This window comes from Yoonia sp. (genome assembly GCF_017854565.1).
Classification (GTDB): Bacteria; Pseudomonadota; Alphaproteobacteria; order Rhodobacterales; family Rhodobacteraceae; genus Yoonia.
Genome location: NZ_JAFMHJ010000022.1, coordinates 25,955 through 38,343 on the forward strand (window position 1 = coordinate 25,955; position 12,389 = coordinate 38,343).

The 12,389-nt window shown below is 59.4% G+C and carries 12 protein-coding genes; 10 read left to right on the forward strand and 2 right to left on the reverse strand.

The window, feature by feature from the left end; all coding sequences use genetic code 11:
- Positions 1-11: 11 nt before the first annotated feature.
- The 3 genes from QZ196_RS10365 to QZ196_RS10375 all read left to right on the forward strand — a co-directional run bounded on the left by QZ196_RS10365 (position 12) and on the right by QZ196_RS10375 (position 2,594).
- Positions 12-743: an SDR family NAD(P)-dependent oxidoreductase gene (locus tag QZ196_RS10365; protein ID WP_296426136.1), complete on the forward strand. Its 732-nt coding sequence runs from the start codon at positions 12-14 to the stop codon at positions 741-743.
- Between the two features lie 78 nt (positions 744-821).
- Entirely contained in the window at positions 822-1,136 is a 315-nt protein-coding gene (locus tag QZ196_RS10370) for a DUF3775 domain-containing protein (protein WP_296426138.1), read from the forward strand.
- A gap of 252 nt (positions 1,137-1,388) precedes the next feature.
- The gene (locus QZ196_RS10375) at positions 1,389-2,594 is read left to right on the forward strand and encodes a hydantoinase/carbamoylase family amidase (RefSeq protein WP_296426139.1); all 1,206 of its coding nucleotides are present in this window, start codon (positions 1,389-1,391) and stop codon (positions 2,592-2,594) included.
- A 32-nt stretch (positions 2,595-2,626) separates the two neighbouring features.
- Here QZ196_RS10375 and QZ196_RS10380 read toward each other — a convergent pair whose 3' ends face one another.
- Both QZ196_RS10380 and QZ196_RS10385 read right to left on the reverse strand, forming a co-directional pair.
- Positions 2,627-3,328: a response regulator transcription factor gene (locus tag QZ196_RS10380; RefSeq protein ID WP_296426141.1), complete on the reverse strand. Its 702-nt coding sequence runs from the start codon at positions 3,326-3,328 to the stop codon at positions 2,627-2,629.
- Entirely contained in the window at positions 3,325-5,247 is a 1,923-nt protein-coding gene (locus tag QZ196_RS10385; protein ID WP_296426143.1) for a PAS-domain containing protein, read from the reverse strand. The genes QZ196_RS10380 and QZ196_RS10385 overlap by 4 nt, the downstream gene beginning before the upstream one ends.
- Positions 5,248-5,466: 219 nt before the next feature.
- Between QZ196_RS10385 and QZ196_RS10390 the strand changes: the two genes are divergently transcribed.
- From QZ196_RS10390 to QZ196_RS10420, 7 genes are all read left to right on the forward strand, one after another.
- Entirely contained in the window at positions 5,467-7,431 is a 1,965-nt protein-coding gene (locus QZ196_RS10390) for an AMP-binding protein (protein WP_296426179.1), read from the forward strand.
- Positions 7,428-7,682, forward strand: a complete 255-nt coding sequence (locus tag QZ196_RS10395) for a hypothetical protein (protein ID WP_296426145.1) — start codon at positions 7,428-7,430, stop codon at positions 7,680-7,682. The genes QZ196_RS10390 and QZ196_RS10395 overlap by 4 nt, the downstream gene beginning before the upstream one ends.
- A complete protein-coding gene (locus tag QZ196_RS10400; protein WP_296426146.1) occupies positions 7,679-8,500 on the forward strand; it encodes an ABC transporter ATP-binding protein in 822 nt (273 codons plus the stop codon). Before QZ196_RS10395 ends, QZ196_RS10400 begins: the two co-directional genes overlap by 4 nt.
- Positions 8,501-8,589: 89 nt before the next feature.
- Entirely contained in the window at positions 8,590-9,576 is a 987-nt protein-coding gene (locus QZ196_RS10405; protein ID WP_296426147.1) for a branched-chain amino acid ABC transporter permease, read from the forward strand.
- Positions 9,577-9,579: 3 nt separating this feature from the next.
- Positions 9,580-9,834, forward strand: coding sequence for a hypothetical protein (locus QZ196_RS10410; protein ID WP_296426148.1), 255 nt, complete (start codon positions 9,580-9,582; stop codon positions 9,832-9,834).
- A complete protein-coding gene (locus tag QZ196_RS10415; protein ID WP_296426149.1) occupies positions 9,834-10,910 on the forward strand; it encodes a branched-chain amino acid ABC transporter permease in 1,077 nt (358 codons plus the stop codon). The genes QZ196_RS10410 and QZ196_RS10415 overlap by 1 nt, the downstream gene beginning before the upstream one ends.
- Positions 10,911-10,992: 82 nt before the next feature.
- Positions 10,993-12,276, forward strand: coding sequence for an ABC transporter substrate-binding protein (locus QZ196_RS10420; RefSeq protein ID WP_296426150.1), 1,284 nt, complete (start codon positions 10,993-10,995; stop codon positions 12,274-12,276).
- The last annotated feature ends 113 nt before the right edge of the window (positions 12,277-12,389 follow it).

Below are 12,389 nucleotides of genomic sequence, written 5' to 3' on the forward strand. Positions count from 1 at the left end.
GAGTGGATGCGATGCGGGACTGGAATGGGAAACGATATTGGCTGATCGGGGCGTCCGAGGGGTTGGGGCGCGCGGTTGCCGAATGCATGAGCCGCGCCGGAGTTGAAGTTATCGTTTCGGCCCGGTCAGAGGATCGGCTGCAAGAGTTGGTAGCAGAGCTGCCGGGGCGCGCATCCTATGTGCCGATCGACGTTTCAGACCCGAAATCGGTTGCCGAGGCCGTGACCGAGGTGGGTGACATCGATGGCATGATTTATCTTGCGGGTGTCTACTGGCCGCAACCAGCAACCCAATGGAACGCCGAAGAAGTGACGGCAATGTTCGATATCAACTTGACGGGTGCCGCGCGTGTACTTGGTCATGTGGTGCCCGCGTTCGTTGACCGAGGCCATGGCCACATCGTTTTGACGGGCAGCCTGTCGGGGTTTCGGGGTCTGCCCGGCGCGATCGGCTACGGCGCCTCCAAGGCGGGTCTGATGTATCTTGCGGAATCAATGTATGCGGATTTGCGCAAAACGAACGTTGCCGTGCAGGTCGTAAACCCCGGATTTGTGAAAACCCGCCTGACACAGAAGAACGACTTCAAGATGCCCTTCATCATGGAACCCGAAGACGCCGCCAAGGAAATGTTCGAACACATGGGCACGGATCAGTTCAAGAAAAGCTTTCCAACCGCCTTTGGTCTGATGTTCCGGGCAAGCCAGTTCTTGCCGGACTGGGCTTACTACCGCCTATTCTCGTGATTTGAGCAGGATCAAGGCGGGCGTGGACGGGTTGGTGGCATGGTTCTCGAAAGTCTTGGACTAGGGAGGGCGCAGACCATGGAAATTTCAGAACGCAAAGTGGCTCAGATTGTCTTGATGGGTCACGAAATGCGGCGGGCCGAACGGGAGTTGCGGGCCTTTATCGATGCCCTGAACGAAGACGAGCAGGCAGAGTTGATCGCGATCTTCTGGATCGGCCGTGGAAGTTTCGATGCCGAAGATTGGGACGAGGCGCTGACGACCGCCAAAGAGGAGGCGACAACGCCGACCGCCGACTACCTGTTGGGAAGCCCGCATTTCGCCGACCATCTGGAGGCCGGCATGGAAGCGCTTGGTCTTGATATCACGGATGATGAACAGGATTTGCTGTAGCGGATATTGATCTGGCTAAGCAGGGAAGCAAAGTCATCCAGTGATGATCTGCCGCAAGACCGGAAGTGTTGCGGCAGCAAGCAATCCCACGGCGGCGCCAATTCCAAACCGAGCCAATGGTGCGCCAAGCCGCGGCGCAGCCAACGAAAGCACCGCACAGACAATGGCATAAAATGCTAACGCGATCATATCCATCGCTGGACCGTAGCACAGCAACCTGCGATTACGCCAGAATGACGATGGAGGAACGACATGCGCCCTGATCCCGCCCGATTTCTTGCCGACCTGCATGCCCTTCGCCAGTTCGGCGCGGATGGCACCGGGGTGCGCCGCCGCGCCTTCAGCGATACGGATGTCGCATCTCGCAAATGGTTGGCTGACCGGATGGCCGAGGCGGGGCTTACTCCCCATCTTGACCCGGCGGGTAACCTGTTCGGACTTGCGCCGGGGCAGTCGATCTTGGTGGGCTCTCACTCTGATACGCAGCCTGAAGGCGGTTGGTTGGACGGCGCGCTTGGGGTGATGTCGGCCCTTGAGGTGGCGCGCGCGGCGCAGGAGGCCGGTGGCCCCCCGGTATCTGTCGTCAGCTTTCAGGATGAAGAGGGGCGGTTTGGTGCGCTGACTGGCAGTTCCATCTGGTCAGGGAAGCTTGATCTCGTGCAGGCTGATGAACTGACGGCAACGGATGGCGTCCGGTTTGGCGATGCCCGGCAGGCGGTCGCCGACACAGCGGGTGACTTTGTCGATCCGTCGCGGTTCACAGGGTTTCTGGAAATGCATATCGAGCAGGGGCCGATCCTGGATCAGGCGCATGAGGCGATCGGCGTCGTTACCGCCATCGTTGGCCTGCGCCAGTTGCAGGTCACGGTCACCGGCCAGCAAAACCATGCAGGCACGACCCCAATGGCCCTGCGCAAGGATGCGTTTCAGGGTGCCGTTCAAATTGCGGCGCGATTGCCCGACCGTTTTGCAAACGTGGTGACGCCGCAGTCGGTCTGGACGATTGGGCACATTACCGTTCATCCGAACGCTTCCTCGATCGTGCCGGGGCGGGCGACGTTCACCCTTCAATGGCGCGACGGGGATGTCGACCGCCTTGATCGCATGGAGCGGGTGATTATCGACCTCTTGGATGACGTTTCCCGCGAGAGTGGCTTGGATGTTGCGACCGCCCGACTGCGCCAGGACTTGGCGCCGATGCCGATGGATGCCACGATGCAGGCCGCCCTGTCTGCTGCCGCCGAAAAGATTGCGCCGGGCAAATGGCGCGCGATGCCGTCCGGGGCGCTGCACGATGCGTCGAACGTGGCGCGGCTGATGCCGGTTGGCATGTTGTTCGTGCCGTCGATCAACGGGATCAGCCACAGCTTTGATGAAGACACTGCCGAGGTTGATCTGGTGATCGGCTTGCAGGTTCTTGCCGAAGCCGTTTCCGGCCTGTCCGACCAGCGTTCCTGACATGCTGACGGGCAGGGTTGATCACCTGCCGCCTAGCGCCAACTGACATCGCCAAGAAAGATATAGCCCGCCCCGTAGATCGTCTTGATCAGACGTGGGTTTCGGGGGTCTTCACCAAGCTTGGTCCGCAGGCGCGATATGCGCACGTCCATGGCACGATCAAAGCTTTCCCCCGCAGCACCGCCAAGGCCTTCCTGCATCTGCTGACGTGAAATCAGTCGTTTGGGCGCGTTTAGAAACAGGCGGAGCACCTCGCCCTCGGCGTGGGAAAAGGCGGTTTCGGCACCATCCTCCGAGATCAGGATGTAACGGTCAAAGTCCGCAACCCAACCGTTGAATTGTGCCACGTTCTGGCGCGTTTCTCGTGGTGCGGCGCTGCGCAGACGGGCGCGAATGCGGGCCACGACTTCTGCAGGGTCGAACGGTTTGATGATGTAGTCGTCTGCACCAAGCTCCAGCCCTGTAACCTTGTCTTGGACCTGCGCCCGCCCAGAGATGATGATGATCGCCGCCCCGGATTCCAGCGCCAGACGATGGACGACCGCCAACCCATCGCGATCAGGCAAGCCAAGATCCACAAGGCAGACATCAGGTGTTGCAGATTTCAGGGCCGCCTCGAATTCGGTGGCACGGGCAAAGGTGGCTGTTCGGAACCCCGCCTCCCTCAGTGCATCTGAGAGCAGCGCCCGGATCTGGGGCTCGTCATCCAGAATTGTCACAAGTGGGGCGGTCACGCCGCGACCTCGCTGGTCAAAAGGTGATGCAGGCCACCAAGATCAAGTGGTTTTGACAAAACCGGCCAATGCGCCGCGCCAGCCTGCCGAAGATCATCCGTCAGTGGCAAGGATGTCATCAGGGCAAGCCGCAGATGCGTATGGTGCACCGCGATGTTGTTCAGCAAATCCACCCCCGATGTTTCCCCGGCAAGCCGAATGTCGGATAGGATCCAGTCAAGGTCTGGCAATTCGGCAAGTGTCAACGCCTCGTCAGCCGTTTCCGCTTCGATTACTTGATGGCCGAGATCGGTCAGCATTTCGCGGACATTGGTCCGAATGTCGGCCGTATCATCCACCAACAAGATCAACAGGGGCCGCGTATTGGCCACGGCGAGCTTCAACGGCAGTCTCAGGGCGACCCGCGCCCCGGTTGGATCATTTGCCAAAAGAACCTGCCCGCCTAACAATTTTGTCTGATCATAGACCATCGAAAGTCCAAGCCCTGATCCGCCATCCCCCTTTGTTGTAAAGAACGGGTCAAGCGCGGCATGAAGCGCGGCATCGGAAAATCCCGGCCCGGTGTCGGTGACAACAAATTCAAGCCAGGTTCCCTGAACTTCGCGGACCGACAGCGCAATCTTGCCAGTCGCGCCGATGGCGTCGCGCGCGTTCAGGACAAGGTTCAGCAAACTGTCCTGAAGCGATCCGGCATCCAGCATCACAAGATTTGCCTCGGCCTGATTGTCGATCTGCAGTAAGATTCCGTCCGGAAGAGGTGCACGGGCCAAGGGCGTGAAGTTTCCAAGGAATTCGACAAGGTCGGTCGGGACGGGATGCAGTTCTTGGGGGCCAGACATGCGGGCGATCTTGTCCAGCAATACGCCGCCGCGCCGTGCGGCCGCCTTGGTCGCGCCAGTCAGTTCTTGCGCTGCAACGGGCAGGGGCATCTTTTCCAGCCGCCCCTGCAGGCCCAGAATGATGGTCAGCAAGTTGGCAAAATCATGGGCAAGCCCGCTTGTCAGTTGCGCCGCCAGTTCGCGCTTGTGGGTCTGCGCCAAGGCAGCGCGGGCCTGTGCCTCCTCGGTGACGTCTGTTGACAGCAGATAGACCCCGTTGATCGGTGCGTTCGGTTCTGCCTGATCGGGTGTAAACGCGGTGCGGATGCGCCTGCCACTTGCCGTATCGGTGAATTCCAGCACGCTTGCCTCGCCGACCATCGCACCATCCAGATAAGGACGCAGCCGTGTTGCGGTGGGGACGCCAAGTGCCTCGGCAAATCCAAGCCCGACGATATCACTGGGCCTACCGGGAAGGACTGCGGAAAGGCGGCGGTTGGTATAGGTGTACACGCCATCCCGATCGACGTGGGCAATATGGGCGGGCGCCATTTCGGTTGTCAGGCGGATACGGGCCTCGGCTTCGGTCAATTCGCGCTTGGCCTCCTCCAGTTGGCCAACCGTGGCTTCCAGCGCGCGGTTTGTCTGAGCCAGACGTTCCGCATGTGTCAGCAGTTGGTCCGACAATTCTTCGGATCGGGCACGCAGCAATGTTTCTTGCTGCTTGATCGCGGTGATGTCGGTGTAGACCGTGACCCACCCGCCCTCGGCCAAGGGGGAGCCTTCGACACTGATCACGCGGCCATTGGCGCGGGTACGCTCCATGTAATGCGGGACAAAGGCGCGTGCGGCCTCCAGCCGGTCCCGCACAAACCCCTCGGGGTCGTCGACATGGCCGTATTCGCCGGTTTCAACAAGATAGCGTATCGTATCCGCGAACGATGCCCCGGGCGTTACCAGCCATTGCGGAAGTCCGAACATCTGGCGGAACGGCCGGTTGCAAACCGCAAGCCGCAGATCGGCGTCATAGATCGTCAGCGCCTGCTGGATCAGGTTCAGCCCCGCGCGTGTCAGATGATCGGTCCCGATACGATGCGGCATGCCATGTCCTCCCCCGCTTATGGCTAACACCGGGGGCGCGTCGGGCCAAGGCGCACGGCGGCTTGTTACAATTCGAAAGGATTGGGCAATAGTCAGGAAAAATTTGACGGCCACAAATTTTATGTCACGGTAAAGGCAACGAGTCTGGCCCACCATATGAGGCCGCCGTGGACGTCGGTGATTCAACCGGCGAAGGGAGGAAGAAGTTTGTCCACTGTGATGGCGCCCAAGGGTGCACCCCAATCCGTTCCCGCGCTCTTGCTGCGCAATGTGGGTCAATTCGGCTCCAAGCCGGCGTATCGCGAAAAGGAATTCGGGATTTGGCAAACCTGGTCCTGGGCCGAGGCGGCGGACGAAATCGAGGCGATGGCCCTTGGCTTGTTGGCGCTTGGGATTGAGCGGGGAGACCATGTCGCCGTGATCGGCCGTAACCGGCCGGCGCTATACTGGTCGATGGTCGCCGCGCAAAAGGTCGGGGCCATTCCCGTGCCGCTTTATCAAGACGCGGTCGCAGAAGAGATGTCCTATGTGCTGGAACACTGTGGCGCGCGGTTCATCATCGCCGGAGATCAGGAGCAGGTGGACAAGGTCATCGAGGTGCAGGAACGGATCCAGCACATTGATCACATCATCTATCATGAATCCCGTGGCCTGCGGAAATACGACCACACCAAGCTTCATTCTCTGGCCAGCGTGCAGTCCGAAGGTCGTGCTGCGCGGGAGCGGTTCGAGAATGAGTTGGCCACGCGTGAGGCCGAGCTGGACTACGACAGCACCTGCGTGATGCTTTACACCTCCGGGACCACGGGCAAGCCCAAGGGTGTCGTGCTTTCCAACCGCAACATTATCGAAACCTCCAAGGCTTCGTCCGAGTTTGATCGGCTGGACCCCCATGATGAAGTGCTGGCCTATCTGCCGATGGCATGGGTGGGCGATTTCATCTTTTCCATCGGTCAGGCCTATTGGACAGGGTTTTGCGTGAACTGCCCTGAATCCGCCGACACCATGATGACCGATCTGCGTGAGATCGGACCGACCTACTATTTCGCCCCGCCGCGTGTGTTCGAAAACCTGCTGACATCCGTGATGATCCGGATGGAGGATGCGAGCCCCTTCAAGAGACGCATGTTCCACTACTTCATGGATCACGCGAAAAAGGTCGGGCCCCGCATGTTGGATGGCAAACCGGTGGGCATGCTGGACTGGCTTAAATACCAGCTTGGTGACCTGTTGGTGATTGGCCCGCTGAAAAACACGCTTGGCATGAGCCGTGTACGCGTTGGCTATACTGCGGGTGAGGCGATCGGCCCTGAAATCTTTGATTTCTATCGCGCTTTGGGGATCAACCTGAAACAGCTTTATGGTCAGACAGAGGCCAGCGTGTTCATCACACAGCACCCCGATCACGAGGTGCGGCCCGATACTGTTGGGGTGCCGTCGCCGGGGGTCGAGATCAAGATCGCGGAAAGCGGCGAAGTCTTTTACCGTTCGCCGGGTGTGTTCGTCGAATACTACAAGAACGCCGAAAGCACCGCCGACACCAAAGATGCCGAAGGCTGGGTCGCCACCGGCGACGCCGGTTTCATCGAGGAGGGCTCAGGCCACCTGCGCATCATCGACCGGGCCAAGGATGTGGGCAAGATGGCCGACGGGCGGCTCTTTGCACCGAAATATGTTGAAAACAAACTCAAGTTTTTCCCGAATATTCTGGAGGCGGTCGTGTTCGGCAACGGGCGCGAATTCTGCACCGCCTTCATCAATATCGATCTGACGGCAGTGGGAAATTGGGCCGAGCGCAACAACATCGCCTACGCCTCGTATCAGGAACTGGCGAGCCATCCGATGGTGCTGGAAACGATCAAGAGCCACGTCGAAGAGGTCAATCGCAGCGTTGCCGAGGATGCGATGTTGTCGGGCTGCCAGGTTCACCGGTTCCTTGTGTTGCATAAGGAACTGGACGCAGATGATGGCGAGTTGACGCGGACCCGCAAGGTGCGCCGCCGCATCATCGAGGAGAAGTTCGCTGATCTGATTGAGGCACTTTATAGTGGAAAATCAGAACAGTACACCGAAACCGAGGTCACCTATGAGGATGGTCGCAAAGGCAAGATCACGGCCACGCTGAAACTGTGCGATGCGGCCGTTGCGGCCGAGGTGGATCATCACAAAGTGGCTGCGGAATGAGCTTGATCGCGGTGATGCTGTTCTTGCTTGGGTTCGCGGCCAGTTGGGTCGCGGGGCGCTATGTGATCAAGGGCGCTGCGGTCTTGCAGGGGGGGGCGATTGGCATCTGCGGTGTCGCGGCACTGGTGTTTGGCATGCCTGATGTCTGGGCCAACAGTTTTGTCTGGGCGGTGATTGCATTGGCGATTTACGGACTGGTTGGAGCGTTGATTTTCCGCTCGGCCCAAGGGGTGCGGGAGAGGGCGGAATGAACGATCTGAGCCACGATGGATATGTCACTGCGGACGGGCGTCAGATTGGTGGCGTTGTGATGGAGATGCGCAATATTACCCTTCGTTTCGGGGGGGTTGTGGCGATCAAGGATATCTCGTTCGACATTCGCGAGGGTGAGATCCGTGCGATCATCGGGCCGAACGGGGCCGGAAAATCATCGATGCTGAACGTCATCTCGGGGTTCTATAACCCGCAAGAGGGCGAGGTGATCTACAAGGGCACCAAACGCCCACCGATGCGGCCCTATAAGGTGGCGCGTCAGGGCATAGCGCGGACGTTTCAGAATATTGCCCTGTTCGAGGGAATGACGGTTCTGGACAACGTCATGACCGGGCGGTTGAACCACATGAACGCCAGCATTCTGGATCAGGCATTCTGGTGGGGGAAAGCGCAGCGCGAAGAGGTTGCGAACCGGCAGAAAGCAGAGGAAATCATTGATTTCCTTGAGATTCAAGCCATTCGCAAGACGCCGGTTGGCCGCCTTCCCTATGGGTTGAAAAAGCGGGTGGAACTGGCCCGCGCGCTGGTGGCCGAACCCAAGATACTCCTGCTGGACGAACCCATGGCGGGCATGAACGTGGAGGAGAAGGAGGACATGTCCCGCTTCGTTCTGGACGTGAATGATGAATTCGGCACGACCATCGTTCTGATTGAGCACGACATGGGCGTGGTGATGGACCTTTCGGACCGCGTGGTGGTCATGGATTACGGCAAGAAGATCGGTGACGGCACGCCCGAAGAGGTGCGCAACAATCAGGAAGTCATCGACGCCTATCTGGGGGTGTCCCATGACTGAGCACAGCGTGAAAACGACCATGCACAATCGATGCACAGCCCATGCACACCTGATGCATACGCCCCTTATTCACATCGACGGAGGCACCCATGCCTGATCAACTGATTTTCGCGATGGAGGTCACGCTCAACGGTCTGATGACCGGGGTGATGTATGCGCTGGTGGCGCTGGGCTTTGTGTTGATCTTCAAGGCGTCGGGCATTTTCAACTATGCGCAGGGCGTGATGGCCTTGTTCGCGGCGATGACGCTGGTCGGCATTCAGGAAGGCCGTGTTCCGTTCGCGCATCTGATCAACGAGATTTTTGGGACAGACCTGCACTACTTCGGCTGGGAGGTGCCTGCGTTTTTCGCGATCTTGCTGACCGTGGTGGTGATGATCGGCTTTGCCTTGTTCGTGCAAAAGTTCATCTTCCGGCATCTGGTCGGGCAGGAGCCGATCATCTTGTTCATGGCGACCATTGGCCTTGCTTATTTTCTGGAGGGGATTTCGGACCTGATGTGGGGGTCGGAGATCAGAAACCTTGATGTCGGCCTGCCGCAGGGCATCAACGATGCGATTGACGAGGCGACCTTCAATATCTTCGGCTACGGGTTCTTCATCGACAATCTGGATATCTGGGCGGCGATGATTGCCGCCGTGCTGGTTGCGGGCCTGATTGCCTATTCGCAATACACCAAGAACGGGCGCGCGATGCGGGCGGTGGCGGATGACCATCAGGCGGCGCTGTCGGTAGGGATATCGTTGAATTACGTCTGGGTTCTGGTGTGGTCGCTGGCCGGGATCGTCGCGCTTGTGGCGGGGATCATGTGGGGCTCGAAATCGGGCGTGCAGTTCTCGCTGTCGCTGATTGCGCTGAAGGCGCTGCCGGTGCTGATGCTGGGCGGGTTCACGTCGATCCCCGGTGCCATCGTGGGCGGCCTGATCATCGGGGTCGGCGAGGCGTTGTTCGAATTTGCGATCGGGCCGATGATCGGTGGAGCGACGGAGAACTGGTTCGCCTATGTTCTGGCGCTGGTGTTCCTTGTGTTCCGTCCGCAGGGCCTGTTTGGCGAAAAAATCATCGAGAGGGTATGAGGCATGGCACAACTTGACCCGCGCAATTTGTTCACCAATGTCGGTCGCCCGGCGTTTTCCAAAGGGGGCAGCACCGCCAAGAAGAGCTGGGCGCTGATCACCACGATCGGTTTTGGCATCTTCTGGTTCGCGGGCTTGTTCGCGGCGGCAGAGCTGTTTGGGCAGCGCGACATGACCGTATGGCCGATGATACTGACGCCCGTTGGCCTGATTGTGGGGATGGTGGGCCGCGTGATGATGGTAAGGGAGCAGGCCTGATGTTTTATCGTGAAGCGGGTGATTTCAAGACCACCTACGCCGAGGATAACCAGACGTTTCCGATCGCGTTCGATCGGTATCGGTATTACGCGGTTCTGCTGATCGGGGTGGGTGTCGTGCCCTTTGTGATCAACGATTACTGGGCAAGCGCCATTCTGATCCCGTTCCTGATTTATGCGATCGCGGCAATGGGGTTGAATATTCTGACGGGATATTGCGGTCAGGTCAGCCTTGGAACCGGCGGGTTCATGGCAGTGGGGGCCTATACCTCGTATAAGCTGATGACGGCGTTCCCGTGGTTGGACATGATCAGCATCACCCTGTTGTCGGGGTTCATGACCGCGATGGTGGGGTTGGCGTTTGGCCTGCCCAGTTTGCGGATCAAGGGCTTTTATCTGGCGGTTGCGACGTTGGCCGCGCAGTTCTTCTTGATCTGGATGTTCAACAAGGTGCCGTGGTTCTTCAACTATTCGGCGTCTGGCCAGATATCGGCACCGGAACGCAGCCTGTTCGGTATCGCGGTGACCGGGCCGAATGCAGAGGCGTGGGTGAAATACCTGTTCTGTTTCGGGTTCGTCTTCGTGCTGGCCTGGATCGCGCGGAACCTGACGCGCGGGTCCATCGGACGGCAATGGATGGCCATTCGGGACATGGATATTGCGGCTGAGATCATCGGGGTGAACCCGCTGAAGGCCAAATTGACGGCCTTTGCGGTTTCAAGCTTTTACGTCGGGATCGCCGGGGCGCTTTTGTTCACCGTCTATCTGGGCGCGGTCGAGGTGGGATCGGCCTATGGAATCGTCAAGTCGTTCCTGGTGTTGTTCATGATCATCATCGGGGGGCTTGGCAGCATTTTCGGAAGCTTCGCCGGTGCCGCGTTCATGGTGTTGTTGCCGGTCTTGTTGCGCAACATCCTGACCGGGGTCATGGGATGGGATACGGCGCTGGCGACCCATTTCGAGTTCGTGATCGTCGGGGCGCTGATCATGTTCTTCTTGATTGTCGAACCGCACGGATTGGCGCGCCTGTGGGCGCTGCTGAAGGATAAACTAAGGTTGTGGCCGTTCCCGCATTGAGGCGGGAGGGCCGCAGAAAACAAGACCGGGGGATACCCCGGCGGAGACGCAATATCGGATAAACCTAAAGGGAGGATCCCCGATGAAGAGACTTTTGACCGTGGCAACCGCCAGCTTGATGGCCGCAAGCCCCGCCTTGGCGGACCTTGTGTTCCCCGACCTGTCATACAGGACCGGCGCCTATGCCGCCGGCGGCATCCCGTTTTCGGACGGGTATCAGGATTATTTTACGCTTTTGAACCAGCGTGATGGCGGCATCGGCGGTGTGATGACCCGCGTGATCGAGTGCGAAACCGCCTATGACACCGAGCGTGGGGTGGAGTGCTACGAGAGCACGAAGGGCGAAGGCGCGTTGGTCTATCAGCCGCTGTCGACCGGCATCACCTATCAGTTGATCCCGCGCGCGACGGCCGATGGCATCCCTCTGCACACGATGGGTTATGGCCGCACATCCGCCGCGAACGGCGACGTGTTCAGCCATGTGTTCAACTACCCCGCGAACTACTGGGACGCGGCGTCGGTGATCATCAATTACCTGTTGGAGGAAAACGACGGCAGCCTTGAGGGGCGCGATATCACGCTACTTTATCATAACTCCGCCTATGGCCGAGAGCCGATCCGCACGCTGGAAACGCTGGCGGAAATGCATGGCTTCAACCTGGAACAGCTTGCGGTCGACCACCCCGGTCAGGAACAGGGAAACCAGTGGTTGCAGATCCGCCGTAGTCAGCCCGATTACGTGATCATGTGGGGCTGGGGCGTGATGAACCAGGTCGCCGTCCAGGAAGCCGCCAACATCCGTTTCCCGATGGAGAATTTCATCGGTAACTGGTGGGCCGGGGCCGAGCATGACGTGACCCCCGCAGGCATGGACGCGAACGGATACCGGGCGCTGAACATGAACGTTCTGGGTGACTTGCCTGTGTTCGACGAGATCCAGACCCTTGTGATTGACGCGGGTTTGGCCGCCGGCGACGGCAGCAACCTGGGGTCGGTTCTGTATACCCGTGGCATGTATGCCGCGATGCTGGCCGCAGAAGCTGCCCGCACCGCGCAGGAAATCCACGGCGTGGCGCAGATTGACGCCGCAATGATGCGGGACGGGATGGAAGCGCTGAACATGACCAATGCGCGGATGGATGCGTTGGGCATGCCGGGGATCGGGCCGGAGTTCGCCGTCTCGTGCGAAGACCACGGCGGCACCGGCATGGCGCGTATGCAGCAGTGGAACGCGGAGGCCGCCGAATGGGTGACCCTGACCGATTTCATCGCACCCGACGACAGCGTGACCACACCGCTGATCATGGAAGATTCGGCACAGTATGCTGCTGAAAACAACATCGGCAGCCAATGTAACCCAAGCTGATGCGATCTTTCCGGCGGCGGCACGCGTGCCGCCGCCGGAACCTTTATCGAGTATTTTTGCCAAGAAAAAGTCAGGGCCGGGATTGTGCGGGGACCGCTGCGCGCCGGGCTTGA